We start from the raw sequence: 25,004 nt of genomic DNA on the forward strand, positions 1-25,004 counted from the left end.
GGCTGTTCCTCCTTCTGCCGGGGGGTGGGGGCGCTCCGCGGGTTACGGATGCGCAGGGACGATCAGCCGGCCGGCCGTCAGCGCCGTGGTCACACAGGGGGCCTGTGCGTAGGACTCGCGGCCGATCGGGTCGCGGGCGAGTGCCGGGCGGGCCGGGGCGCAGGCGGCCCCGGCCTCCCGCAGGAGTGCGTCGGGCGCGCCCCGCACCCGCAGGAGCCCCCTCCCCCGGGCCTGCTCCGCACCGTCCACCAGGCAGTACGCCGCGAGCCAGTCGGGACGGCCGTCGGCGCAGCGGCCGCAGGGCGTGAGGGAGTCGAGGAGGAGGGCGCGCGGGGGGAAGGCCTTGCGGGGTGGGCGGTCCGCTACGGCCGGGGGGCGGGTGCCGGTGCCGAAGGTGCCGTGCGGCACCAGCCAGCGGTCCGGTTCGGCCAGCAGCTCGCACGCCCGGCAGAGGTCGGCGTGCGGGCGCCCGGTCGCGGTGACGAGCCCGTGGAGGGGGAAGTCGTGCGGCGGATAGGGCGAGGAGCACCCGCTGCCGGGCGCGCCGGCGGTGCCGTCCTCCTCGTGTGCGGCGGCGGTCAGCGCCAGCAGCGCGGCGGGGCCGAGGACGACGGGGTCGCCGGGGCGGACGTCGCCGGGACCGGCGGCGGCCGCCCAGGGCAGGGAGCGGGGCGGGTCCGTGCCGTCCTGCAGGTGGAGCACGCGGTCGCGGTCGCGGACGAGGAGGTACGTACGCGCGGATACGGCCACGCGGCGGCCGTCGCACGTGACGTCCGTCGTGATGCGGCCGGCCTCCACGAGCAGGCCGTCCTCGCCGAGGGCGGGTGCGGCGCGGCCGCGGAGGGCGCGGTGGACGGCGAGGGCGTGGCGCCCCGGGTCCGGCTCCTCGCCGGTGCCAGGCGGCGCGGTCGTCGCCGACAGCCTCCATGTGCCGCTTTCGCCGGACGCGGCGGTCATGGCCAGCCGGGTGCGCGTCTCGCCGGTCCCGGCGTCGAGGCGCGCGATGTCGTGGCTGCGGGTGACGGTGACGGCGGGGGTCATGGTGTGCACCGCAGGCGGGAGAGCCGGAGGGCGGGCGCGCACATGCCGACGTCGAAGAGCAGCTGGCCGTCCTTGCCGCACAGGGCGTTGTCGCCGAACTCGGCGTGCGCGCCCGTCTCCACGACGCGGGTGAGGACGTCGGCGCGCTCGCGCAGGCGGCCGCGGACGTATTCGCCCGTGCGGCGGCCGGAGCGGATCAGCTCGCCGAGCACCAGGCGGGCTTCGAGGGTGGCGCCGGTGCGGATCCCGTCCGCGAGCCGGTGGACGAGGAGCCCGTGGCCGGCGTTCTCGACGAGCGCTCCGGTCTCGGCGTCGCCGGGCCGGCAGACCACGTTCGACATGCGGGGCACCGGCCGGTGCAGCACCGATGCGGCGCGGCTGTTGGCGGTGGGCATGGCCGCCTCGGCGGCGGCGCTGGAGAGGCTGTGCAGCTGGCGTACGAGCCTGCCCTCGTGCACGATCCGCTGCCGGCCGAGGCAGACGATGCCTTCGTCGTCGGTGTCGTAGTGGGCCGGTCCGCCCTCGGCGAGCGGGTCGTCGTCCAGGGTGATCAGCTCACCGGCCACGCGGCAGCCGAGCCGGTGGGCGAGGGCGGGCGTGCCGCCGGGGGACGCCTCGGCGAAGTGGCCCGCCGCCTCGTGCAGCAGGACGCCCGCGGCCTGGGGCATGAGCACCGCCGCGCACTCCCCCGGCTCCGCGGCCCGGGCCGCGTCGACGGCGGCCAGCAGCCGGGCGGCCGACTCGCACCACGCCGGGTCGGTGAGCCGGGGCAGCGCCGGGCCGCGGCCGCTGCGCCCGACGGGGACCTCGTGCCCGCCGGGCGTGAGCAGGCCGCCGGTCAGGGACCAGACGCGGCGGGCCTGGGGGGCGGTGGTGCCGTGCGCCGTCCCCGCGACGACGCGGACCGAGGAGACCTGCGAGAACTGCAGGTCGGCGCGGCCTCCGAAGCGGTCGCGGAGGGCGGTGAGGGCGGCCAGGACCTCGTCGTGGTCGTCCGGCGGCTCGGGCTCGGGGAGGCCGGTGCGCCAGGGGGCGGGCGGGTCGCCGGAGAAGATCCGCGTGCCGCGGCCCGGGCCCCGGTCGTGGCGGCCCATGCGGGTGGACAGGCGGTGGGCCGACGTCCCGCGGGGGCCGGCCGTCACCAGGCCGCCGACGGCGCGCTCGCAGGCGACGGTCTCCCCCGCCGGAGCCTCGGCCGGTATCGCCGGGGCGTCAGCGCGTATCGCCCGGGCGTCAGCGGGCATCGGTGTCGCCGTTGACCGGTGCCTCCAGCAGCAGGCCCATCCCGGCCAGCGAGCGGACCAGCTCCAGGCCGCGGCGGAGCGTGGTGTCCGGGTCTCCGGCCTCCTCGGGGAAGACCTCGGCGATGAGCTGGCGCGCGGTGCGCCGGCCGTCGGCGCGTTCCAGCAGGTCGCGTGCGCTGCGGCCGAGCTGGATGGTCTCGATCTTGTCGCTCGCGCTCTTCCGGGTGACGACGTAACTGCTGCCGTTCGCGGAGCCCTTGCCGTCCTCGGCCGCGGGTTCCTCCGCCGGGCCGCGCAGCATCCGGTGCAGGTCGTGCGGGAACTCGGCGCTGAGGAAGTCCCCGGCGCGGAGGGCGGATTCGGGGCCGACGCTCGGTGCGGCGGGGCGCGGGGGCGGCTCGGGCAGGTCGGCCGCGGCCAGCCGCATCATCTCGTAGCGCACGAGGGACGCGGCCGGCGAGTCCTCGATGCCGAGCCGGACGGTCTCCTCCTGGGCGAAGACCAGCAGGTCGCGCGCCTCGCTCTGGTGACGGAAGCGGGTCCCCGGCGCGTGCTCGGCGTTGTACTCCTCGATCCAGGCGACCCAGCGCTCGTACCAGTCCATGGGCGAGTCGTAGTACGGCAGGAGCCGCGGCCACAGGGACGCGAGAACGACGACGTGGCCCGAGAGCTCCTCGGCGGCGTCGATCAGCGCGTCGCCCACTTCCGGGCAGGCGAAGCGGTAGTCGGTGCAGAACATGTCCTTGTGCTCGCGCCGGTACTGCTGGATCTGTGCCATGGGCCGGTCGGTGACGGGGATGTCGTAGTACTCGGCGGGCCGGTTGAGGGTGGGCGCGTACTGCTTGTACATGGGCGACTGGTGCAGCGGCACGAGCGTGAAGAGCTGGCTGCGGCCCTGGCCCTCCTCCAGGAACTGGAAGAAGCGGGTGAGGGTCTCGGACATGGTTTCGCGGGTCTCGGTCGGGTAGCCGACGATGAAGCCGGTGACGGGACGGATGCCCGCGGCCTTCGTCGCCCGGACGACCTCCAGGGACCGTTCGAGATCGAGGTTCTTCTTGATCCAGCGCTGCATCTTCGGCGAGCCGCTCTCGATGCCGTAATAGATCTCCTCGCAGCCCGCCGCGCCCATCTTGTCCAGGAGTTCGGCGTCGATGAGGTCGGTCCGGGTGCTGCAGCCCCAGGTGACGCCGAGGTCGCGGGCGATCACGGCGTCGCAGAACTTGTGGGCCCAGGGGCGGTCGCAGGTGAAGATGTCGTGCGAGAAGTTCACGCTGGTGCGGCCGAAGGCGTCGCGGACGTACTCCAGCTGCCGGATGATGTCGTCGATCGGCCGCATGCGGAACTTGCGCTCCCAGAAGGGTGCGGTGGCGCAGAAGGAGCAGCGGAAGGGGCAGCCGCGGCCGACGTCCAGGTACAGGCGGGCGCCCTTGGACATGTCGTAGGCGTAGTAGGCGGGCCAGGGCAGCTCGGCGAGGTCCTGGAACAGCGGCCGTTCGGCGTTGACGACGGCCCGGCCGTCCTTGCGGTGGGTCAGGCCGCGGACCCCCGAGGGGTCCTGGCCGGCGTGCAGGGTCTCCAGGAGCTCGGTGAAGGTCGCCTCGCCCTCGCCCCGCACGATGAAGTCGGCCCAGGGGAAGCGGTCGAGGAACTCGGCGCTGATGGGGGTGACGGCCGGCCCGCCGAGGCAGATCCGGGTGTCCGGGGAGCGCCTGCGCAGGGCCTGCCCGAGGAGGACGGTGTGGACGAGCGAGTCCGCGTCGGTCATCAGGCCGACCAGGGAGTCGCCGGCCGCGAGCACGGACCGGGCGAGGCCGTCGTAGAGGGCGTCGTCGTTGGGGACGGCGCCGTCGAGCAGCAGCTGATTGGTCTCGACGACCTCGATCGCGGCGGGCGCCCCGGCCGCGTCGGCGGCGGCCTTGAGGGACAGCAGGCCGACGGGGACGAAGTTCTGCATGGGCGGCGGGTCGCCGGGCCGGGTCCGCAGGGACATCCCGCCGTGGTTGAGGTGCGGGCTGGTGGCGAGCGCGACCTTCATCATGAGCGCTCCCCGGGTACGGTGCTGTGTTCGCCGCGGCGCAGTTCGACGCGCGGCTCGGCCATGATGCGTTCGCGGAAGAGCTCTTCCCGGCGCAGGATGCTCTGCCGCTGGAAGTCGCTGGTGCCGCAGCCGTCGAAGGTGCCGTTGAGGATGCTGGACTGGCTCGGGCAGCGCCCGGTGCAGAAGTACTTGTCGTCGTTGATGGGGCAGCCTTCGCAGGTGTCGCGGTAGTTGTCCCAGGTGATCTTTCTGACGAGCCAGTCCTCGCTCTCCCAGATCCCGGCGAACGGCGTCAGCTGGACGTTCCCGCCGCACAGCACCTTGTTCCCGGCGCAGGTGCTGCACGGGAAGACGTCCCCGGCGGAGTTCACGTAGCAGACGCCGCGCCCGCTCATGCAGCGGCGCGTCGCGAAGACCATGGTGTAGAGGAAGTCCAGCACCTTGCCCGCGCACAGGCCGAGGGTGCGGTCCTTCTCGCGGCCCCACTCCTCCTCGTCGATCCAGAACCGGGCGGTCCGCTCGACGTCGTGCATCGAGCTCGCGAGGTCGTGGTGGAGGGCGCCGCGGCCCATCGGGATGAACGGGACGCTGCGCAGGCTGACGTCGTTCTCCTTCGCCCAGCCGATGATGACGGGGAGGTCGTCGACGTTCTCGTGGGTCGTGGTGGTCATGATGCTGGTGTTGAATCCCCGGTCCCGGAGTTCGGCGAGCCGGCGCGTGACGTAGGCGAATTCGCCCTCGTTGCGGTATTTCCCCTGTCCGTGCAGGCCGTCGATGCTCATGCTGATGATGACGTCGTCCTGCGGTATGCGGGAGAGGATGCGTTCGCCGAGCGTCGTGCCGTTCGTGGCGATGCCGATGACGAATCCCAGGTCGTACGCGCGCTGCACGATGTCGCAGAAATCGGGGTGCATGGTGGGTTCGCCGCCGGTCACGATCAGCGAGAAGACACCCATGGCCGCCCATTCGTCGAGCAGCCGCATGATGAGCTCGGTGGGCAATTCCGAGCTGCGCGCCCGGCCGCCCTCGACGAAGCAGTGCGGGCAGCGGAGATTGCAGGAGCGGGTGATCTCCAGCCACACCATGGCGGGTGCCCGGAAATGGAAATCCGTCTCCACGGAGAGTCTTTCGACGAGGTGGTCCGTGCACCGTTCGGGTGGTTCGCCCGCACGCAGCAGGGCTTCGGCGCCCTCGTCGTACATGGCCACCGAACCGTCCGGGAACGCGGCCAGCCAGCCGAAGTCCTCCCGGCGGTAGCGAATCAGCGGCCGGGTCCTCGGTGGCAGCCGCCGGGCGTATTCGGGCGTACAGGACGAAACGTGCTGCAGCAACGTACCCCTCCATCGTCTCCGTCGTCGTCCGTCTCCCTCGCGCGGGACGGACGCTCCCTCGCGCGCGGCACGGACGTGAACCGCCGGGACCCTCGCCCGGTGAGCACGAGAGCCCCGGCGGTCGTCGGGTGCTCCGGTCCCCCGCTGCTACTTGGGGGTACCGACGGTGCTGGCCGTGGTGGCCGTGCGCTCTTCGATGACGGAGATCTCCTCGACGGCGCGCTCGGGCGAGTCGGGGACGGACGGCATGTCCTGGGGCGAGATGTGCAGGTGGGCGATGCGCAGCTCACCACGCGCCCCGCGGGTCACCACGAGGGTCTCGCGCAGGTACTGCTGCTCCTCGCCGAGGGCCACCCGGCAGTGCAGGCTGACGAGGGCCGTGTCGCCGAGGATCCGGATCTCGGGCGAGAGCAGCTGGCTGCGCCGGGCCGGGCCGGCGGAGAGGGTGAACACCCGCTGGAATTCCTCACGGCTGTCGATGCGGGTGGGCGACGACAGAATGAAGAAGGTGGCGTCGGGGGCGAACAGGTCGAAGTACCCCTGGTCGCAGCGGTCATATGCCGACCGGTACTCCTCGAGGAGCTGCTGGACGGCTTCCCTGGTGATGGCGCCCGCGGTCACCGTGGGCACGAAATCTATGGTCATTGAGCGATTCCCTTGTTTTTCGGCTGCTCCGGCTGCGTCGACTGCATGAGGGACCGGAAAGGGACGTCGTGCGGGAGCACCCCCAGCGGAGGCTGAGGGAGGGTACCTGCGGAGAATTTCTCACTCTCGCCCTTGCATCAGATCGCAAGGCTCACCCAGTCGCTCGCATGTTCGCTGGTACCCGACTATCACCGAGGGTGAGTGGGCTGTCAATACCCGGGAACTCCCCGGGAAAGGCGCCCAGTTGGGAGGTTTGATCGCGGCCTCGATCAGCGGTTTTCGGCACGGAATCCGATATTCACGCGGGGCGTGAATTCGGGAATCCCGTTCCGCATACAGGACCGCCCGCCCCGGGCGCCCGGACGGCCGTGGCGCAGATCTGGCGCCACGGGCTGGACGACCGGCCGCGACCGGCCCCGGCCCGCAGGCCCCGGGCGGTTTGCGCATGGCGCCACGGCGGTGCGAGGATGACGCCATGGAACTCATGCGGTATGTCGACAATCTGCGCCAGGAACTCCTGGTCGCAGCCGAGGCGGGCGACGCGGAATCGCGTGAGGTCGCCGAGCGTCTCGTCGCGCCGCTCTCCTCCGCCGTCCGGCTCGTGCTGCTCGACGCCCTGTCCGCCGCCGCGGACGAGATCACCAGCGATCTGGCGCCGGGCTCGGTCGAGGTCCGGCTGCGCGGGCTCGACCCGAGCTTCGTCGTCACGCTCCCCCCGGCCGACCACGGCCCCGGCGACGCCGAGGGCGGCTTCGAGCGCCCGCACGCCGGTGCGGTGCCCTCGCTGCCCGCCGCGCCGCCGGCGCCCGCGGGCGGGGAGGACGGCGCGACGTCCCGCATCAACTTCCGGCCGCCCGAGCACCTGAAGGCACGGATCGAGGAGGCCGCCGGGCGCGAGGGCCTGTCGGTCAACGCCTGGCTGGTCCGGGCGGTGTCCGCGATGCTCGACTTCGACGAGCAGGCGCGTCGTCCCGAGCGCCGCGCGCCGCGCGGCGGCCAGCACTACACGGGCTGGGTGACCTGACCCCGGCCGGTACCGGAGCACGACCACCCTTCCGACCAGCGGGGACGACACCATGCCTGTTTTCGAGACGCCGCACCCCATCACCGTCTCCGTCGACCTCCCCGTCGGAGACGTCCGCCTCCGGGCGGGCGACCGCACCGACACCGTGGTCGAGGTGCGCCCGAGCGATCCGGGCAGCGCGGCGGACACGAAGGCCGCCGAGGACACCCGCGTCGAGTACGCCGGGGGCCGGCTGCTCGTCAAAGGGCCCAAGCCGCGCGTCTTCGGCCGGGCCGGATCCGTCGACGTGACGATCGGCCTGCCGTCGGATTCGGAGGTCCAGGGGACGGGCCAGATGACCGCCTTCCACTGCAGCGGGCGTCTGGGCGAGTGCCGGATCAAGACGTCGACGGGCGGCATCCACCTCCAGGAATCCGGCCGGCTCACCGCCACCACCTCGCTCGGCGACGTCACGGCGGACCGGGTGGACGGCACCGCCGCGATCACGACCGGGACGGGCGGGGTACGGGCCGGCGCGCTGACCGGCCCGGCGGTGATCAAGAACTCCAACGGGGAGACCTGGGTCGGCGAGGCCTCGGCGGACCTGCGGGTGCGCTCGGCCAGCGGCAGCATCGCCGTCGGCACGGCGCACGCGGACCTGGAGGCCAAGACCGCCCACGGGGACATCCGCGTCGGCGAGGTCGTGCGCGGCTCGGCGGTGCTCGCCACGTCGAGCGGCCAGATCGAGATCGGCATCCGCCCCGGCACGGCCGCACGCCTCGACGTACGGACGAAGTTCGGGCACGTCCACAACCTCCTGACGGCCTCCGACGGGCCCGGACGGTCGGATGAGAGGGCCGAGGTGTACGCGACCACGTCGGTCGGCGACGTGACGGTCCGCCGCGCCGGGGGCGCGTGACGCGGACGGCGCCGCCGTAGCCCGCGCCTCCACGTCCAAGGCACCGCGTCTAAGGCACCGCGTCTAAGGCACCACCACGATCTTGCAGCCCTCCCCGGCCCGGAAGCGGTCCATCGCCTCGGGGTACCGCTCCAGCGGCAGCCGGTGGCTGATGAACACCCCGGGGTCGAGGACCCCGGCCGCGAACAGCTCGGCGGCCCGCTCGTAGCTGTGGAGTACCGCCATGGATCCGGTGATGGTGATCTCGTGGTGGTAGATGCGGTACGGCTCGATGGTGGCCGTGGCCGCGAGCTCGCTGACGCCGAACTGCAGGAACGTGCCGGCCTTGGCGACCCGCCCCAGGCCGTCCTGGATGGCGGCGGCGTTGCCGGTGGCGTCGATGACCACGTCCCAGCCGCGCGCCTGCTCCAGTTCCTGCGCCGAGGCGGCGGTCCGCGTACAGCCCAGGGCGCGGGCCGTCGCCAGCCGCGCGGGGTTGACGTCGACGACGTCCACGGAGCCGGCCCCCGTGCGCTTGGCCAGCTCCAGCATCATCAGGCCCATCGTCCCCGAGCCGTAGATCAGCACGTCGGCGCCGAGCCGGCTGCCGAGCACGTCGTAGCCGCGCACCGCGCAGGACAGCGGCTCGATGAGCGGCGCGTCGCGCACGTCGACGTGCTCGGGCAGGCGCACGCAGTTGGCCGCCGGGGCGAGGGCGTACTCGGCGGCACCGCCCGCCGCGGTGACGCCGATCGCGCCCCGGCGGTCGCACAGGTTGCCCCGCCCCATGCGGCAGTAGCGGCACTCCTGGCAGTAGAGCGAGGGGTCGACGGCCACCCGGTCGCCGACCCGCAGCCGGGTCACGCCGGAACCGGTGCCGACGACCTCCCCCGCGAACTCGTGCCCCGGTACGACCGGCAGGCTCGCGGCGCACCCTCCCTGCACGATGTGCAGGTCGGTGCCGCACAGCCCGCACGCGGCCACGTCGATCACGACCTCGTGCGGGCCCGGGGCCGGGTCCGCGAGCGTGGCGATACGGATCCGGCCCGGGGCTTCGACGACGGCGGCCTTCATTTGACGGCTCCTAGGGAGAGGCCCTGGACGAGCTTGTCCTGGGCGGCGAAGCCGCCGGCCAGGACCGGCAGCGAGATGACGACCGAGGCGGCGCAGACCTGTGCGAGGAAGAGGCCCTGGCTGGTGATGAACCCGGTCAGGAAGACCGGCGCGGTCTGCGCGGTCACCGCGGTCAGGGCCCGGGCGAAGAGCAGCTCGTTCCAGCTGAAGATGAAGCAGATCAGTGCAGTGGCCGCGATCCCCGGGCCGGCCAGCGGGGCGACCACCCGGCCGAGGACCGCGGGCAGCCGGGCGCCGTCGAGTCGGGCGGCCTCGACGAGGGAGACGGGGATGTCGGAGAGGAAGGACTGCAGCATCCACACGGCGACCGGCAGGTTCATCGACGTGTGGAGGACGACGAGCAGCCAGATGTTGTCGAGCAGCGAGGTGTCCCTGGCGAACAGGTACACGGGCAGCAGCCCGGCCACCACCGGCAGCATCTTCGTGGAGAGGAAGAAGAACAGCGCGTCGGTCCACTTGCGCACCGGACGGATGGACAGCGCGTAGGCCGCGGGCAGCGCGAGGGTCAGGACGAGCACCGTCGACGTCACTCCGGCCGTGGCCGAGTTGATCAGCGCGGGCCAGGGGCTCGTCCCTCCCCCGGCCCCGAAGAACGTGCGGTAGCCGTCGAGGGTCAGGGAAGCGGCGACCGACGGGGGGTTGGTGGCGGCGTCGCTCTCCGAGTGCAGGGAGGTGAGCACCATCCAGGCCACCGGCAGGAAGAGGACGAGGCCTGCCAGCCAGGCCAGCAGCCCCGGCAGGAGGCCGCGGCAGCGGGCCCGGCGGGCCTCCGGCGGCAGGGCGGCGGCGTCGGCATCGGCGGCGGTCATCCTCGGGACACCCCTCCCCGGAACAGGGACGAGACCACGCGCAGGGCGAATGTCGCGATCACGGCCGAGCCGGTCACGACGAGCACTCCGGCGGCGGAGGCCTGCCCGTACTCGTGGGCCTGGTAGAAGGTCCGGTAGATCGCGTACGGCAGATTCGCGGTGCCCAGGCTCCCGGAGGTGACGGTGAACACCGCGTCGAAGTTCTGCACGATGTGGATCGCGCCCAGGAGCGTGCCCAGTTCGAGGTACCGGCGCAGGTGAGGCAGCGTCACGTACCGGAAGACCTGCCAGTCGCCGGCGCCGTCCAGCCGGGCCGCCTGCACCGTCTCCGGGGAGCGGCTCTGCAGCCCGGCCAGCAGGATGAGCATCATGAACGGCGTCCACTGCCACACCAGCGCGGCCTCCACCGCGGGCAGCGGCATCGAGGAGATCCAGTCCGGCTGGGGCGGGCTGTCGACGCCGAAGAGCCGGCCGGCCCAGGTGAGGGCGCCGTTGAGCAGCCCGTACTCGGGGTTGTAGAGCACGTGCTTCCACAGCAGGGCGGCCGCGACGGGCACGAGCAGGAAGGGTGCGATCAGGAGGGTGCGCACCAGCCCGCGGCCGCGGAACGAGCGGTCGAGCAGCAGGGCGAGCAGCAGTCCGAGGACGAGACTGGTGACGACCACGGAGGCGGTCAGGACCATGGTCGTGACGACCGCGTCCCGCAGACCGGCGTCGTGCACGACGGCGGTGTAGTTCGACAGGCCGGTGAAGCGGCGCTCGCCGGGCCGGAGGGCATTCCAGTCGAAGAGGGAGATGACCAGGGTGGCCGCGAACGGCAGCTGGGTGACCGCGATCAGGAACACCAGCGCCGGCAGCAGCGGGGCACGGGTGGCCCAGGCCCGCAGGGCCGGGGGCTTCGGCCGGGGGCCGGCGGTGCGGGGCACGGCTCCGGCGCGGGCTGCGGGCGCCGCCGTCAGCGGATCGGTCATCGGTTGCGGTACTCCTCGCCGATCTTGGCCGCCATCGCCTGGGACTTCCGCAGCGCCTCCCCGACGGACCGGCGCCCGGCGATGGCGGCGCTGATCTCCTGGGAGACCCTGGTGCCCAGGTCGGAGAATTCCAGGATGCCGACGAACTGAATGCCGGGGGCCGGGCGCGGCTGGGTGCCCGGGCTGCGCGGATCGGCGCTGCCGATGGCCTCGCGGGTGACCTCGGCGAAGGCGCCCGCCGCCTTGCGGTAGTCCTCGTTCGCATAGGTCGAGGCCCGCTTGCCGGCCGGCGCGGCGGCCCAGCCGGCCTCCTTGCCCACCAGCGCCTCGTACGCCTTGCCCGACGCCCAGGAGATGAACTTCCACGCCTTGTCCGGGTGCCTGGCGGCCTTCTGCACTCCCCAGGCCCAGGTGTAGAGCCAGCCGGAGGACTTCGTCCTGTCCACCGGGGCCGGTGCGTAGCCGATCCTGCCCTTCACCGGGGACCCGGCGGCCTCCAGCGATCCGGCGGCGGCCGTCGCGTCGTACCACATGGCGGTCCTGCCCTGGGTGAGGCTGTTGAGGCACTCGGCGTAGCCGGCCTGGGCGGCTCCGGCCTCACCGTGCTTGCGCACGAGGCCGACGTAGAACTCCGTCGCCCTGACGAACTCCGGCGCGGTGAGCTGCGCCCGCCAGTCCTCGCCGAACCAGGTGCCGCCGAAGGTGTTGACGACGGTGGTCAGCGGGGCGATCACCTCTCCCCAGCCGGGCTGGCCGCGCAGGCAGATGCCCTTCATGCCGGGCCGTGCGCCGTCGGCCTTCGCGGCGAGGCCTGCGACCTGCTCCCAGGTGGGGCGGGCGGGCATGGTCAGGCCTTTCTCCGCGAAGACGTCCTTGCGGTACATGAGGAAGGACGACTCGCCGTAGAAGGGCTCGGCGTACAGCCTGCCGTCGTCCGCCGTCAGCGAGTCCCGGACCGGCTTGAGGATGTCGTCCTGGTCGAAGGCGGTGTCCTGTGCCGCGTACGCGTCCAGGGGGAGCAGCCAGCGGTTCTTCGCGTAGAAGGGGACTTCGTAATTGCTGATGGTGGCCACGTCGTACTGGCCCGTCTGGTGGGAGAAGTCCTGGCCCGTCTTGTCGCGGACGTCGTTCTCCGGGAGCAGCGTGTAGTTCACCTTGATGCCGGTGGCCTTGGTGAAGTGCGCGGCGGTCAGCTTCTGCAACTGCGCCATCTGCGGGTTGTTGACCATGAGCACGTTGAGGGCGTCGCCGCCGAAGGCTGCGGTGCCGCCGGCCCCGGCGCATGCGGCGAGCAGTCCGGACGCTGCGGCGGCCGCGACGAGCGCCCTCGGGCCGCGTGGGGTTCGGTGGGTCATCGCAGGGCTCCCGGTCTGGGGTGGAGGCGTCCGGTCGGGTTCCAGGGGCGCCGGTCGGCAGGGGGCCGGTCATACGCGGATGACCTGGGGGCCCATGAGCGAGTAGCGGTGCGCCTCGGCCAGGGGCAGCGCCGTGTCCGTGATGATCGTTTCGAAGTCGGAGACGTCCGCGAACCGGCAGAAGCTGCCGGCCCCGAACTTGGTGTGCACACCGGCGAACACCCGGCGCCGCGAGACCCGTACGGCCTGGGCCTTGACCTCGCCGACGGCGGGGTCGGGCGTGGTCAGCCCGTACTCCCGGGAGATGCCGTTGGCACCGATGAACGCCAGGTCGATCACGAACCCGGCGAGCATGCGGGTGGCCCAGTGGCTCACGGTCGCCAGGGTGCTGCCGCGCACCCTCCCGCCGAGCAGCAGGACGGTGACGAGTTCGGCGGACGCCAGGCTGCTCGCCGCCGCGAGGGAGGCGGTGACCACCGTCAGGGGACGGTCGCGGGGCAGTGCCTGCGCGATCAGCTGAGGGGTGAACCCCTCGTCGACGAAGACCGTCTCGGCGTCCCCGACGACCTCCCCGGCGGCGGCCGCGATCCGCTGCTTCTCCAGGACGTGCATGGTGGTCCGGAAGGCCAGCGTGGTCTCGTAGCCCGCGCTCTCCACGGGATACGCGCCCCCGTGGGTGCGCCGGACCAGCCCGTGCTCCTCCAGGACCCGCAGGTCGCGGCGGACGGTCTCTCTCGACACACCGAAGTCGACGGCGAGTTTGCCGACGTCGACCATTCCGTTGCGCCGGGCCAGTTCGAGCATCCCCCGTCTTCGCTCTTCGGCTTCCAAGGTGCACTCCCTGCCGCGTGGTGGTGGCACCGCGATGCCCGTACGGGCCTCCGGGTGCGTTTCTACAAGTGCCCGGGTGGAGTGGGCATGCCCGGCGCAGGGGAGTTCCTGCCCGGATCCGCCCGCCGGGGAACGCGAAGCGATGCGGCGGGACCTGGCCTTCGCCGGCCGGCCCCGGCGTTCCCGCGCCCGGTCGCGGCGGTGCGGGCAACCGCTTCATGACCGTCCCGCTCCTTCCGCTTTCCCGTCCGGCGGTCGGAGAGGGGGTGGGCGGAGCGCCGGGTCCAACGACGACAAGCGTGGCCGGTATTCAACCGGGCCGTTCCGGCGCGCCCCGGCCTCTCAGGCGTCCCTGGCCGCCCCTTTGCGGGTTGTCATTTCTTTTCGGCGCGTCGTTCCGGGCACCCCTGAACCCCGGTACGGGCATTCGCCGTGCCCGCTCGGTCATCGCCCGTGCAAAGCGCCTGCGTTCAGGGCCGGTTGATGATTCGGCCAACCGTCCCGGCGTTGATTGACGCTGCTTGAGGGCCGGTGCCACGCTTTCTTCATCGTCGATGACGCACACCGGGAAGATGTGAAGAAGCAAGTGAAGAAGCGCATGCAGAAGCAAGTGAAGGAGCAATCGCGGTGAAAATCGTAAGGAATCGTCCCGGCCCCCTCACCGGCCTCGACGTATTCGTCGGCGGACCGATCCAGCACGCCATTCTCCCCGGCGGGTTCACCGCCTCGCTGCAGGATGCGATCTCGACCGCGATCGCCGTCGTCGAAGAGAACGGCGGGAACATATTCTCCGCCCACGTCGTGGAGAAGTTCGGTGCGGAGACCGATTCCTTCACCCCGGAGCAGGTGTCGGTGCGCGATTACCGCTGGATGCGGAAGTGCGACGTCTTCGTCCCCGTTCTCCCCCTGCTGGACGACAAGACGCTGCACCGGACGGACGGCACGCACGTGGAACTCGGCTGGGCCACGGCCATGGGCCGCCCCGTCGTCCTCATCACCCGGCAGCCCTTCGCCGAATCGGCGAGCCACCTTCTCAAGGGCCTGCACCGTGTGGGCTCCGTACACGCCGTCGACTTCGACGAATTCGCCGGGAAGCCGGACCTGCTGATCGACGCCATCGTGTCGGCCACCGGACAGCAGCAGAAAGCCGTCCAGGCCGGCATCCCCGCCTGACACCTCCCGGAGGACCGTGTGTCCGCTGTTCACGTACTGGGCCTGAGGATCAGGAACGCCGTGATCGTCGGGTCCGGGCTCCTGACGGACCAGGAGCGCAACATCCGCAGGCTCCTGGAGACCGGCGCAGGAGCCGTGGTCACCAAGACCATTCACCCCAGCCCGCCGAGGGGGCTGGACGAGCGGCTCGTGCGGCTGCCCGTGGGCATGCTCAACAGCACCACGTACTCGAAGCGGACGGTCGACCACTGGCTCATGGTGCTCCGCTCCTTCGCCCAGGACGACCTGCCGGTCATCGCCTCGCTGCACGCCGACACCCCCCGCGAGCTGGGCGCGCTGGCCGCCGAGGTGCAGGCCACGGGGTGCCGGGCCCTGGAGCTCGGCATCTCGTGCCTGAACGAGGGGCCGGGGCTCACCGACGACACTCCGGAGCGGGTGTACGCCTACGCCGCCGCGACGCGGAGCCGGACCTCGCTGCCCTTCTCGGTGAAACTGGCCATCGGCGAGGGCCTGGAGGCCCGGGTGCGTGCGGCGCTGGCCGGCGGGGCCGACGCCGTGACCGTGAGCGACACGATCCCGGGGGCGGCCGTGGTGCCGGACACCGGCGAGCTGGAGCTGGGCGGCACCTTCGGCTATTCCGGCCCCGGCATCAAGCCGCTCGTCCTCGCGGCCGTCTGGCGCCTGCGCAAGCGCGGCTTCGATCTGCCCGTGCTGGGCTGCGGAGGCGTCGCCTCGGGCCGCGACGTCGCCGACTACCTGAGCGTCGGCGCCCAGGCCGTGCAGGTCTACACGGCGCTGCACACCGACACGTACGCCACCTTGGACCGCATCGTCGGCGAAGCCGCGGGCCTCGCACAGGGCCCCCTGGAGGCGGCCACATGAGCAGCCTGCTCCCGGACCCCTGCTCCTCCCCCGCTCCCGTCTCCGGTTCCTTCGCCGATCTCACCAGCTCCTGCGTCGAGGAGCGGGTGGCCGCGGCCCGTACGCTGGTCTGGCCGATCGGGGCCACCGAGCAGCACGGTCCGCACCTCCCGCTCTGCGTGGACACCGTGCTCGCCGAGGAGTTCGCCCGGCAGCTCGCGGCCGACCTGGGCGGGATCACCCTGCCCGTGCAGTCGGTCGCCGCCCGCTCGCTGCCGCAGAGCGGCGGCGGGCTGTCCTTTCCCGGCACGGTGTACGTGAACGGCGACACCCTCATCCGGTTCCTCCGCGACGCCCTCACGTCCCTGGCCGGGCTGCCGTTCCTGCGCCTGATCGTGGTCAACGGGCACTACGAGAACGAGCCGTTCATCTTCGAGGCCCTGGAGCAGGTGCGGCAGGAAGGGCTGGTCGAGGAGCAGGAGATCTTCGCCTTCAGCTGGTGGAGCCTCGTCCAGGAGTCCTGGCTGACGGCGGAGTTCCCCGCCTTCCCCGGCTGGCACGCCGAACACGCCGGGCTGACCGAGACGAGCCTGATGCTGTACCTGCGGCCCGACCTGGTGGGCGCATCCCGCCCGGACCACGACCGCCCGCCGCGCAGCGGGGTGTACCTGCATCCCGTCGACACGGAGCAGACCACCACCGGCGGGGTGCTGTCGCCCACGTCGGGGGCGAGCGCCGCCTTCGGGGAGAAGCTGTTCCGCCATGTGACCGCGGAGGCGGCCGCCCTGGTGCGCGGCGGCGAGGGCCTGCTCTTCGCCCGCTCCCGGCCGGACCGGCGCGAGGCGTCCACCGGGAGCGGGCCGGCATCCACCGGGAGCGGCGCGGCATCCACCGAGAGCGGAGGGAAGACGCATGACGCGTAAGTTCCACCTCGCCTTCATCTTCAACTTCACGCCCGACGACTGGCAGGGGCCGTTCGGTACGGGCGGGTCCCCGTGGGACGGAAAGTTCCACACCGAGGTCGCCCGGGCCCTGGAGCGCGCCTGCTTCGACTACGTGATCGTCGAGGACAAGCTGATGGTCCCGGAGAGCTACGGCGGCTCCACGGAGGCGGCCCTCCGTCAGGCGATGTCCGTTCCCAAGCACGATCCGGTGCCGCTGGCCGTGGCCATGGGGCTGGCCACCTCGCACCTGGGCATCGTCACCACACTGTCCACGATGGCCTATCCGCCGTTCATGACCGCACGCCTGGCCTCGACGATGGACAGCATGCTGGGCGGGCGCTTCGGGTGGAACATCGTCACCAGCGCGGAGACCCTGGCGGCGCGGAACTTCGGCATGGACGAGCTGCCGCCGCGTAACGTCCGGTACGAGATGGCGGACGAGTACGTCGACGTGGTCCGGCAGCTGTTCGCCTCCTGGGACCGCGACGCCGTCGTCCTGGACCGGGAGAAGGGGATCTACGCCGACCACACCAAGGTGCGCCCGATCCACTTCAGGGGCAAGCACTTCAGCGTGCGCGGCCCGCTGAACACCGTGCCCTCGCCCCAGCACCGCCCCGCGTTCGTCCAGGCCGGCGCCTCTCCGCGCGGGCGGGTCTTCGCCGCACGGAACGCCGACTCGATCATCGCCATCGCCAACGGCGTCGAGGGGATGCGGAAGTTCCGTGACGACGTGCGCCGCCACGCCGCGGACTTCGGCCGCGATCCGGACCGCATCAAGGTGCTGTTCTGCGTCACGCCCGTGCTGGGCGAGACCGAGCAGGACGCCCGCGACAAGCACGCCCGCATGGTCTCCTCACCGCAGTTCATCCACGACATCCTGGCCCAGACCTCCGCGCTCACGGAGATCGACTTCGCCCGGTTCGACCTCGACGAGCCCCTGCCGTACCGGCTGGAGACCAACGGCGAGCAGGGCTCCCTCGACCAGCTGCAGCAGTGGGGCAGCGGCAAGACCCTGCGCGAGCTGGTCGTGGACGGCGCGGGCGGGCTGGTGTCCTCGGTGGACCTGGTCGGCACGCCGGATCAGGTCGCGGAGCGCATGGGCGAGGTGATGGAGGAGGCCGGGGGCGACGGCTTCATGCTCACCACGCCCCTGCTGCGGCTGAACCGGCGCTACATCGCGGAGGTCACCGACGGCCTCGTCCCCGCGCTGCAGCGCCGCGGCCTGACCCGTGCGGCCTACGAGCCCGGCCGCACGCTCAAGGAGAACCTCAGGGAGTTCTAGGGAGTTCCGACGGCCGTGGCGGTGGGCTGCTCCTGCGCGGAGCGGTCCGCCGCGCGGTACGTGTCGCGGTACCAGCGGCCCCATGTGTCGAGCTGGTCCGCGATGGCGTCCAGGCTCCGGCCGGCCTCGGTCAGCGCGTACTCGACGCGCGGCGGCACCTCGCGGTACACGGTGCGGGTGATCAGCCCGTCCGCCTCCAGCTCGCGCAGCTGGCGCGTGAGCATGCGCTGGGTGATACGGGGCAGGGCGCGCTTGAGCTCGCTGAACCGCAGCGTCCCCGTGAGCAGTTGTTTGAGGATGGCGAGCTTCCAGCGGCCGCCGAGCACCTCCATCGCGGTCTCGATCGCGCAGTACTCCGGCGTCTCCTGGCTGCTGTCCCGCACGGGGACCACCTCCAAGTCGGTGGGCAGAGTCGATATGCAGAGTCGGTATACAGAGTGGTACTACGGCACATTCATGACCGTTCTTGTATGCCGCGTGGGTAGCGTCCCATAGTGCGGGTATGGCGAAAAGCGAGGCACCGGCACGCGCGGAAGCGGGAACGGAAGCGGAGTCGCCGGTCACCCCGGGCAGACGCCGGGCGGTCCTGGCCGTGCTCTGCACGAGCCTGCTGCTGTGCGGCATCGACCTGACCGTGCTCCACGTCGCCGTACCGAGCATGAGCAGGGACCTGCACCCGAGCGGAGTGCAGCTGCTGTGGATCGTCGACGTCTATTCCCTGACGCTCGCCGCCCTGCTGGTCACGTGCGGCACGCTGGGCGACCGCATCGGCCGCAAGCGCATGGTGCTCGGCGGCTTCGCCGTGTTCGGCCTGGCGTCCGCGGCCGCCGCGTTCTCCGCCTCGACGCCCCAGCTGATCGCCGCGCGGATCGCCCTCGGCGTCGGCGCCGCCATGATCATGGCCTCGACGGTCGCCGTCATCAGGGTCGTCTTCACCGACGCCCGTGAGCGGGCCGTCGCCATCGGCATCTGGACGGCGGCGCACAGCGTCGGCGCGACCATAGGACCGCTGGTGGGCGGGCTGGTGACGGAGCGGTGGGGCTGGGGCGCCGTCTTCCTCGTCAACGTGCCGATCGTCCTCGTCATCCTGGCCGTCGGCGCGCGCGTCATCCCCGAGTCGAGGAACCCCGCGCCGCGCCGCTGGGACCTGGCGAGCGTCGCGCTGTCCGTCACGGGCCTCGGCGGCGTCGTCTACGCCCTCAAGCAGGCCGGCGAGCGTCTGAGCGTGGACTGGGCCGTGGTTGTCGCCGCCCTCGGCGGGGCCCTGTTGCTTCACGCCTTCGTACGGCGGCAGCGGCGGCTCGCCGAACCCCTGCTGGACTTCTCGCTGTTCGCCGACCGCCGGTTCTCGACGGCCACCGTGTGCGTCATCAGCTGCTTCGGCAGCTACGTCGCCCTGCTGTTCTTCCTCACGCAGTGGCTGCAGCAGACCGGGGGCTACTCCCCCCTGCGGGCGGGGCTCGCGCTGATGCCCCTGGCGGGCGCCAACGCCGTCGGCGCGACGACCGCGCCGTGGCTGTCGGCCCGGTGGGGCAACCGGTGGTCGCTCACGGGAGCGCTCACCGTCTTCGCGGGCGCCCTGGCGGTACTGACCCTGGTCGGGGAGACGGCCCAGTACGGCACGCTCATCGGGCCGATGCTGGTGGCCGGGTACGGGGCCGGCATCGTCATGACGCTGGGCGCCGACTCCATCATGAGTGCGGCGCGGCCGGAGCGCTCCGGCGAGGCGGCCGCGATCCAGGAGACGTCCTTCGAGCTGGGCGCCGGCCTGGGGGTGGCCGTGCTGGGGACGGTGCTGACCGCGACGTACCGCGTGGCCCTGCCCGCGTTCCCCGGGCTCTCCCCCGAGCAGCGGACTTCCGTCGAACAGTCGTTCAGCGGGGCGGCGGAGACGGGGGACGGGCTCGGTGCGTCCGCGGCCCGCGGCGTACTGGGCGCCGCCCGGCGGGCCTACGACGAGGGGTTCACGGCGGTGTCCGCCGTCGCCGCCGCGTGCCTCGCGGTCACGGCGGTCCTGGTGGCGCTGGTGCTGCGCCCGCGCCGAGAGGGCCCGTAGGCGCGGCCTCGGGCGGGGCTCCGCGCCGGGCCCGCCCTCAGTCGGTCAGGACCCTCACCACGGTCCGGATCACGCGCCACACCCAGCCCAGTGCGCCGATCTCGATCGCGGTGTCCGCGGCGTCGACGGCCAGATCGGCCCGCTCGGCCCGGTCCGGGCGCCGGCAGCGCCGGCACGTGCGCCGCCAGAAGCGGCCGTCCCTTCCACAGCGCCTGCACGCGCCCCCGCGGTTCCACATGGGCATGATCATCCCACGGGCGGCCCCGGGACCCCGGCCTCGCAGGCGTCGTCGATTCCGTGGGTGTCCCACGCGGGGAACGGGTCCGCGGCAGGGAGGCCTTCGCCGTCCTGCATGAGGCAGCCCGCCAGGGCGGCGCGGAGTTCGTCGGCGCGCAGGCCGGTGCCGATGAAGACCAACTCCTGGCCCTGGGCACTGCCCGGCTCCGAGCCGGCGTCCGCGCCCGTGTCCGTGTCCCGGAATCCGGAGGGCTCGAAGCGGGCGACAGAGCCGGCCTGCGACCACAGGCCGGTCACCCGGGGCCGGCTCGCCAGCCGGAAGAAGCCCTTGGAGCGCAGGACCCGGCCGTAAGCCCCGCTGTCGAGGCCTACGGTGACGAACTCCCACAGGCGGCCCGGGTGGAACGGGGTGCCGGAGCGGAAGACCGTGCTGGAGATGCCGTACTCCTCGGTCTCCGGGACATGGTCCCCGTTGAGCTCCATGACCCAGCCCGGGGCCTGCTGCGCCCGCTCCAGGTCGAACAGCCCGGTCCCGAGGACGTCGCCGAGGTCCACGCGCCCGTGGGTGGCGGTCACGACCCGGGCAGGCGGGTTGAGCCGGGCGAGGGCGGCCCGCAGCCGTCCGGCGCTCTCCGCGTCGACGAGGTCGAGCTTGTTGAGCACGATGACGTCGGCGAATTCGATCTGGTCCATCAGCAGGTCGCTGACGGTGCGCTCGTCGCCCTCGTACTGGTCGAGCCCGCGTTCGGCGAGCCCGTCCCCGCCTTCCAGCTCAGGCAGGAAACCCGCGGCATCGACGACCGTCACCATGGTGTCGAGGCGCGCCAGGTCGCCGAGGGTGGCGCCGTCGTCGCGGGGGAAGGCGAAGGTCGCCGCCACGGGCATCGGTTCGGAGATGCCGCTGGACTCGATGAGGAGATGGTCGAAGCGGTCCTCGCGGGCGAGGCGGCCGACCTCCTCCAGCAGGTCGTCCCGCAGGGTGCAGCAGATGCACCCGTTGGTCATCTCGACCAGGCGCTCCTCGGTCCGCGACAGGGCGGCCTCACCGCCGCGCACGAGCGCGGCGTCGATGTTGATCTCGCTCATGTCATTGACGATCACGGCGACCCGCAGGCCCTCGCGGTTGCTCAGCACGTGGTTGAGCAGGGTGGTCTTGCCCGCTCCGAGGAAGCCGGAGAGAACGGTGACGGGCAGTCGTCCGCGCATGCCCGTCAGCCTTCGGGGCGCAGCAGCCCGCGCTCGTAGGCCTTGACCAGGCGCTGCGGCACCAGGCGGGCGACGCCGTCGACCGTGAGGGGCACCAGCTGCGGCGTGACGGCCTTCCACTGGGCGCGGCGGTGGCGGGTGTTGCTGCGGGACATCTTCCGCTTGGGAACGGCCATGGGGTTCGGGGTCCTCTCCGGTCGGTACGGACCCGACGCTATATGAAAATGGATCCCATTACCAACTGTGGAGGCGATCTTCCGCCGCGCTTGCGTGGCATTCACGCCAAGCGGCCGCCTCCGGCGCCGGGACCTGGCAGGGTGACCGGCAGTCGTGACGAGTGAGGTGGTCGGGCGTGCCCGGTAAGTCCTGGCTCCGGTTCGTGATGGCGGCGCTGATCGTGCTGGCCGTCCTTCCGGACACCGCCGGCGCGTCCTCGCCCGGCAGAACCCCGGTCGTGCTGTTCCCCGCGTTCCGCCTCACCCGGCTGCAGGTGAACGTCGAGCGCCAGACGGCGGCGCCCGGCTGCCCCCGGTCGGGCACCTTCCAGGACTGGTACCGCAACGATCACCCCAGCACCGTCTTCAGCCAGGTCTGCCAGGACCGGCTGCTCACCCTCCGCTACGACGGCGACCGGTCGAAGCCGATGCCGGAACGCTTCTCGGAGCAGCCCGGGGTCACGGTCCGGATCGCCGGCCACGGCAGGACGGACAGCGCGCCCTTCTACGAGCCGCTGTACCGGGCGCTCGAAGACCGGGGGTACCGGCGCGACGCCGACATCCGGGTGGCGGGCTACGACGCCCGGCTCACCCCGGACATGGGCGGCTTCCTGGAGCGGACCCGCAGGCTCGTCGAGCGCACGTACAGGGAGAACGGCAACCGCCCCGTCCACCTCGTCGGCCACTCCAACGGGCCGCTCTACGCGCAGTACCTGCTGACCCACACCTCACGCGCGTGGCGCGACACCTACGTCCACGGCTTCACGTCCCTCGCGGGGAACCTCCCCGGGCAGGGCCTGCTCTACCCAGTGCTGTTCACCGGCCTGAACGCCCAGGACTTCGGCTACCCGGCGACGCGGGAGAATGCCGTCAGCAGCGCGCTCATGTACCTCACCGCGCCCTCGACGTACATGAGCGCCTCCGATCCCGCGGTCTTCGGGAACCGGGAGGCCGTGGTCCGGGACACCTCGACCGGCCGCTCTTACACGCCGCGCGACTACCGGAAGCTGTTCGCCGACGCGGGCCTGCCGGTGGCCTCGGAGCTCGCCGATCACTACCTCGGCTTCGTCCGCTTCACCGGCCCCCGCTGGTTCCCCGGCGTCGATGCGTACGCGGAGAAGGGGTCCGGGCTGCCGTCGGTCGTCGGTGCACAGCTGGACGGACTGAAGCCGGGGCAGGTGATCACCACCGACCGCTTCCTCCACCGGGACGGCGACGGCAATCAGGAGGACATCACCAACGAGGCGGTCGAGGCCTGGCGGGCCATGCCCTGCCACCGCTTCAGCCTGACCGACAACCCCGGCATCGAGCACTTCGCCCTGCCCGGCGACCGGAACGTGCTCGGCCGCCTGCTCACCCGCCTTGCGCAGCCGCGCTCGCGGTGCCTCAGCGGGTGAGGGAGGCGCACGCCCGGGTCACGACTTGCGGCGGGGCTTTCCGCGCTGGGCGCCCTTGGAGCCGGCCGCGCCGCCCCGGGGGGCCTTGCCGCCGGACTTGCCGGCCGCCGGCTTGCGCTGCGCGCCGCCGCCCGTGCCGGGGCGCTTCTGCTTGGGCTGCGCCTTGCCCTGGGTCTTGGCCTGGGCCTTGGTCCGTTCCTTGGTCTGCCCCGCCTGGGGCAGGGGTCGGCCCCGCGAGCTGTTGACCGTCCGCCCGCGGACGATCCCGATGAAGTGCTCGACCAGGTCGGTGGTCTCATCCTGCGGCCACGACAGGGCGACGCGGGATTCGGGGGCGTCCGACAGCGGCCGGTAGGTGAGGTCCTTGCGGTGGTGCAGGCGGGCGAGCGACTGCGGCACGACGAGCACGCCCACCCCCGCCGCCACCAGCTCGATGGCGTCCGCCGTCGTGGCGGGACGCTCGATCGCGGGCTGCCCGGGAAGCGTCTCCCAGCCCAGGACGTCGTCGAGGGGATGCAGCACGATCTCGTCGGCCAGATCCTCCGGGGACACCTCGTCGACCGCCGCCACGACGTGGTCCTTGGGGATCACGACCACGGTCGTCTCGGTGTAGAGGGGGATCGCGCTGAGGTCCTGCCGGTCCACCGGCAGCCGTACGAAACCCGCGTCGGCGTCGCCGCGCCGCAGCGTCTCGCACGCTTCGGCGGCGGGCACCGCCACGAGCGTCAGTGGGACTTCGGGCAGCCGCTCGTTCCAGATCCGCACCCACTTGGTGGGTGTCACTCCAGGGACATACGCGAGCCGGAACGAAGGGGAGTCTTCCGAGCCTGTCACCCCGCCAGGTTACCGGTCGTGGTCAGAGGTAGCTCACATGCTCGATACCCTTGACAGCATGACGTCGCACAAGACCACCCAGACCATGAAGCCCGCGACCGCGGCGAAGAAGCTGGGTGTGTACCTCCAGGCCACCCCCGCAGAGTTCCAGGAGGGTGTCGTCTCGCGCAGCGAGCTCAACGCACTGCAGGCCGATCCGCCCCAGTGGCTGCAGGAGCTGCGCCGCAACGGCCCGCACCCCCGGCCCGTGGTCGCGGCGAAGCTCGGCGTCTCCATCGCGGGCCTGGCCCGCGGCGGGGTCACGGAAGCCCTCACCACCGAGCAGATCGACGCTCTGAAGGACGCGCAGCCCGAGTGGCTGCAGCGCGAGCGCGCCGTCCAGGCCGAGGTCCGCAAGGAGGCCGCGCGCATCAAGGAGAAGAACGCGGCCCGCGACGGTCAGGCCGACGGCCCGAACGCCTGACCCCTCCGTGACCTTGGTCACCCGCCTCACCTGCCTCACGCGTCGGCGCCGGTCGGGGCGCACGGCCGTCGGCCGGTAAGCCTCCGGCCGGCCGCCGGGCCGTGAGGATCAAGGAACGCGGGGACGTCAGCGGCGCAGGTCGCGGGAGAGGTCGATGAGCCCGCCCGCCAAGGTGACGACGACCTGTTCACGGAACTCGTCCGGCGTCAGCTTCACCGGGGTGTCGGGGCCGGTGTGCCCGGTGATGACACCCGACGGCGCCTCCGCCTTCGCGGCCTGCTCCTCGGATATGCCGTCCAGGGAGTGGGCTACGGCTCCGGACACCGCGCTCTGCATCGACTTGGCCACGCTGAGGTCGTCGACGGAGAACCCCACGTAGGCCGCGATCACCTTGCCCGAGCCGTCCACCACGCGGATGCCCTTGGCGATGGCGTTCCCCCCGCTCACCGTGAGCGTCGGGATGCCGTCCTCCGACTGCGTCAGTGAGAGCGTGCCGCGCTTGATCGCCGGATTGGCCATGGCGTCACTTGAGCCACCAGGCACATCTGCCGCACTGCGGTCGGCCATGATGCTTCCCCTTCGCCGGAGTGTCGGGACGCGCTCTCCCTACTACCCCGGCAGCCGGGCGCCGATACGCGAGGCGTAGAACCGTTCAACGGGGCTACGCGTACCGATATGACTACTTCTCACCTCGTCGGTCCCGAAGGGCCGAGGGCCGGGGTCCGCCCTGTCGCCGAGGTCCAGCAGGCCCATCGCCGGCTCGACCGGAAGGCGGCGGGGCCGGTCCGGCAGACGCAGTACACGCGCGGCGCCCTCACCGCGTACCTCTGGGCTCTGGGCCGGGGACAGGTGTCCCCGGTGACCGGCGGCCGCTGCGACGGGCGCCCGGACCTGCCCGCCCTGACGGCCGAAGCGGACGCCGCCCAAGCGCAACTGGAGGACTTCACGCAGCGGACCGTGCCCAGGGACTACGTTCACGGAGTGCTCGACACCCTGGCCTGGGTGTGCGGCCACAGCGACGCCCGTCCCTGACCGG

At 72.2% G+C, this 25,004-nt stretch carries 26 protein-coding genes; 10 read left to right on the forward strand and 16 right to left on the reverse strand.

The features are described from left to right. Positions 1–42: 42 nt before the first annotated feature. The 5 genes from IE241_RS18085 to IE241_RS18105 form a co-directional block, all read right to left on the reverse strand. Positions 43–1,041 (reverse strand): hypothetical protein, encoded by a 999-nt coding sequence (locus tag IE241_RS18085; protein ID WP_190022794.1) that lies wholly within the window; start codon positions 1,039–1,041, stop codon positions 43–45. Next, a complete protein-coding gene (locus IE241_RS18090) occupies positions 1,038–2,285 on the reverse strand; it encodes a metallopeptidase TldD-related protein (RefSeq protein ID WP_190022795.1) in 1,248 nt (415 codons plus the stop codon). The genes IE241_RS18085 and IE241_RS18090 overlap by 4 nt, the downstream gene beginning before the upstream one ends. Beyond that, the gene (locus IE241_RS18095) at positions 2,275–4,323 is read right to left on the reverse strand and encodes a B12-binding domain-containing radical SAM protein (RefSeq protein ID WP_190022796.1); all 2,049 of its coding nucleotides are present in this window, start codon (positions 4,321–4,323) and stop codon (positions 2,275–2,277) included. Before IE241_RS18095 ends, IE241_RS18090 begins: the two co-directional genes overlap by 11 nt. Beyond that, positions 4,320–5,654, reverse strand: coding sequence for a radical SAM/SPASM domain-containing protein (locus IE241_RS18100; protein ID WP_190022797.1), 1,335 nt, complete (start codon positions 5,652–5,654; stop codon positions 4,320–4,322). The genes IE241_RS18095 and IE241_RS18100 overlap by 4 nt, the downstream gene beginning before the upstream one ends. Positions 5,655–5,801: 147 nt before the next feature. Next, on the reverse strand, positions 5,802–6,299 hold the full coding sequence (locus tag IE241_RS18105) for a YybH family protein (RefSeq protein WP_190022798.1): 498 nt from the start codon (positions 6,297–6,299) through the stop codon (positions 5,802–5,804). A 475-nt stretch (positions 6,300–6,774) separates the two neighbouring features. Here IE241_RS18105 and IE241_RS18110 point away from each other — a divergent pair, with 475 nt between their 5' ends. Both IE241_RS18110 and IE241_RS18115 read left to right on the forward strand, forming a co-directional pair. Then, positions 6,775–7,323 (forward strand): hypothetical protein, encoded by a 549-nt coding sequence (locus IE241_RS18110; RefSeq protein ID WP_190022799.1) that lies wholly within the window; start codon positions 6,775–6,777, stop codon positions 7,321–7,323. 52 nt (positions 7,324–7,375) lie between these two features. Next, complete coding sequence (locus IE241_RS18115) at positions 7,376–8,221, forward strand: DUF4097 family beta strand repeat-containing protein (protein WP_190022800.1); 846 nt, start codon at positions 7,376–7,378, stop codon at positions 8,219–8,221. Between the two features lie 63 nt (positions 8,222–8,284). On the opposite strand, the gene IE241_RS18120 is transcribed toward IE241_RS18115, so the two are convergent. The 5 genes from IE241_RS18120 to IE241_RS18140 form a co-directional block, all read right to left on the reverse strand. Further along, positions 8,285–9,274: a zinc-dependent alcohol dehydrogenase family protein gene (locus IE241_RS18120; RefSeq protein WP_190022801.1), complete on the reverse strand. Its 990-nt coding sequence runs from the start codon at positions 9,272–9,274 to the stop codon at positions 8,285–8,287. Continuing rightward, on the reverse strand, positions 9,271–10,143 hold the full coding sequence (locus IE241_RS18125) for a carbohydrate ABC transporter permease (protein ID WP_190022802.1): 873 nt from the start codon (positions 10,141–10,143) through the stop codon (positions 9,271–9,273). The genes IE241_RS18120 and IE241_RS18125 overlap by 4 nt, the downstream gene beginning before the upstream one ends. Then, the gene (locus tag IE241_RS18130) at positions 10,140–11,114 is read right to left on the reverse strand and encodes a carbohydrate ABC transporter permease (RefSeq protein WP_190022803.1); all 975 of its coding nucleotides are present in this window, start codon (positions 11,112–11,114) and stop codon (positions 10,140–10,142) included. The genes IE241_RS18125 and IE241_RS18130 overlap by 4 nt, the downstream gene beginning before the upstream one ends. Then, positions 11,111–12,469 (reverse strand): ABC transporter substrate-binding protein, encoded by a 1,359-nt coding sequence (locus IE241_RS18135; protein ID WP_190022804.1) that lies wholly within the window; start codon positions 12,467–12,469, stop codon positions 11,111–11,113. The genes IE241_RS18130 and IE241_RS18135 overlap by 4 nt, the downstream gene beginning before the upstream one ends. 69 nt (positions 12,470–12,538) lie before the next feature. Then, entirely contained in the window at positions 12,539–13,300 is a 762-nt protein-coding gene (locus tag IE241_RS18140; protein WP_229899445.1) for a DeoR/GlpR family DNA-binding transcription regulator, read from the reverse strand. Positions 13,301–13,927: 627 nt separating this feature from the next. Between IE241_RS18140 and IE241_RS18145 the strand changes: the two genes are divergently transcribed. Genes IE241_RS18145 through IE241_RS18160 form a run of 4 tightly spaced genes read left to right on the forward strand, consistent with a single transcriptional unit; the run spans position 13,928 to position 17,560 of the window. Further along, a complete protein-coding gene (locus tag IE241_RS18145) occupies positions 13,928–14,473 on the forward strand; it encodes a nucleoside 2-deoxyribosyltransferase (protein WP_190022805.1) in 546 nt (181 codons plus the stop codon). A gap of 18 nt (positions 14,474–14,491) precedes the next feature. After that, a complete protein-coding gene (locus tag IE241_RS18150) occupies positions 14,492–15,355 on the forward strand; it encodes a beta/alpha barrel domain-containing protein (RefSeq protein WP_229899446.1) in 864 nt (287 codons plus the stop codon). Continuing rightward, positions 15,352–16,257: a creatininase family protein gene (locus IE241_RS18155; RefSeq protein WP_190022806.1), complete on the forward strand. Its 906-nt coding sequence runs from the start codon at positions 15,352–15,354 to the stop codon at positions 16,255–16,257. The genes IE241_RS18150 and IE241_RS18155 overlap by 4 nt, the downstream gene beginning before the upstream one ends. Beyond that, positions 16,247–17,560 carry an NtaA/DmoA family FMN-dependent monooxygenase gene (locus IE241_RS18160; RefSeq protein ID WP_190022807.1) on the forward strand — a complete coding sequence of 438 codons (1,314 nt, stop codon included), beginning with the start codon at positions 16,247–16,249 and terminating at the stop codon, positions 17,558–17,560. The genes IE241_RS18155 and IE241_RS18160 overlap by 11 nt, the downstream gene beginning before the upstream one ends. Here IE241_RS18160 and IE241_RS18165 read toward each other — a convergent pair. Further along, positions 17,557–17,943 (reverse strand): winged helix-turn-helix transcriptional regulator, encoded by a 387-nt coding sequence (locus IE241_RS18165; protein ID WP_229899447.1) that lies wholly within the window; start codon positions 17,941–17,943, stop codon positions 17,557–17,559. The two genes, IE241_RS18160 and IE241_RS18165, sit on opposite strands and share 4 nt — an antisense overlap. A 119-nt stretch (positions 17,944–18,062) precedes the next feature. Between IE241_RS18165 and IE241_RS18170 the strand changes: the two genes are divergently transcribed. Next, a complete protein-coding gene (locus tag IE241_RS18170) occupies positions 18,063–19,616 on the forward strand; it encodes an MFS transporter (RefSeq protein WP_190022808.1) in 1,554 nt (517 codons plus the stop codon). 37 nt (positions 19,617–19,653) lie between these two features. Here the strand turns inward: IE241_RS18170 and IE241_RS18175 are convergent, their stop codons facing one another. The 3 genes from IE241_RS18175 to rpmF are packed head-to-tail and all read right to left on the reverse strand — an operon-like array spanning position 19,654 to position 21,235. Continuing rightward, a complete protein-coding gene (locus IE241_RS18175; RefSeq protein WP_190022809.1) occupies positions 19,654–19,854 on the reverse strand; it encodes a hypothetical protein in 201 nt (66 codons plus the stop codon). 8 nt (positions 19,855–19,862) lie between these two features. Next, positions 19,863–21,059: a GTP-binding protein gene (locus tag IE241_RS18180; RefSeq protein ID WP_190022810.1), complete on the reverse strand. Its 1,197-nt coding sequence runs from the start codon at positions 21,057–21,059 to the stop codon at positions 19,863–19,865. Between the two features lie 5 nt (positions 21,060–21,064). Next, a complete protein-coding gene (rpmF, locus tag IE241_RS18185; RefSeq protein ID WP_190022811.1) occupies positions 21,065–21,235 on the reverse strand; it encodes a 50S ribosomal protein L32 in 171 nt (56 codons plus the stop codon). A gap of 176 nt (positions 21,236–21,411) precedes the next feature. On the opposite strand from rpmF, the gene IE241_RS18190 reads away from it, so the two are divergent. Beyond that, entirely contained in the window at positions 21,412–22,671 is a 1,260-nt protein-coding gene (locus IE241_RS18190) for a lipase/acyltransferase domain-containing protein (RefSeq protein ID WP_190022812.1), read from the forward strand. 18 nt (positions 22,672–22,689) lie between these two features. Here IE241_RS18190 and IE241_RS18195 read toward each other — a convergent pair whose 3' ends face one another. Beyond that, entirely contained in the window at positions 22,690–23,505 is an 816-nt protein-coding gene (locus tag IE241_RS18195) for a LysR family substrate-binding domain-containing protein (RefSeq protein ID WP_190022813.1), read from the reverse strand. Positions 23,506–23,563: 58 nt separating this feature from the next. On the opposite strand from IE241_RS18195, the gene IE241_RS18200 reads away from it, so the two are divergent. Then, positions 23,564–23,968, forward strand: a complete 405-nt coding sequence (locus tag IE241_RS18200; protein ID WP_190022814.1) for a DUF5997 family protein — start codon at positions 23,564–23,566, stop codon at positions 23,966–23,968. Between the two features lie 126 nt (positions 23,969–24,094). On the opposite strand, the gene IE241_RS18205 is transcribed toward IE241_RS18200, so the two are convergent. Then, positions 24,095–24,487, reverse strand: a complete 393-nt coding sequence (locus tag IE241_RS18205) for a hypothetical protein (protein ID WP_190022815.1) — start codon at positions 24,485–24,487, stop codon at positions 24,095–24,097. A gap of 156 nt (positions 24,488–24,643) precedes the next feature. Between IE241_RS18205 and IE241_RS18210 the strand changes: the two genes are divergently transcribed. Beyond that, entirely contained in the window at positions 24,644–25,000 is a 357-nt protein-coding gene (locus tag IE241_RS18210) for a hypothetical protein (RefSeq protein WP_190022816.1), read from the forward strand. Positions 25,001–25,004 lie beyond the last annotated feature (4 nt).

Source organism: Streptomyces hiroshimensis (assembly GCF_014650335.1).
Classification (GTDB): domain Bacteria; phylum Actinomycetota; class Actinomycetes; order Streptomycetales; family Streptomycetaceae; genus Streptomyces; species Streptomyces hiroshimensis.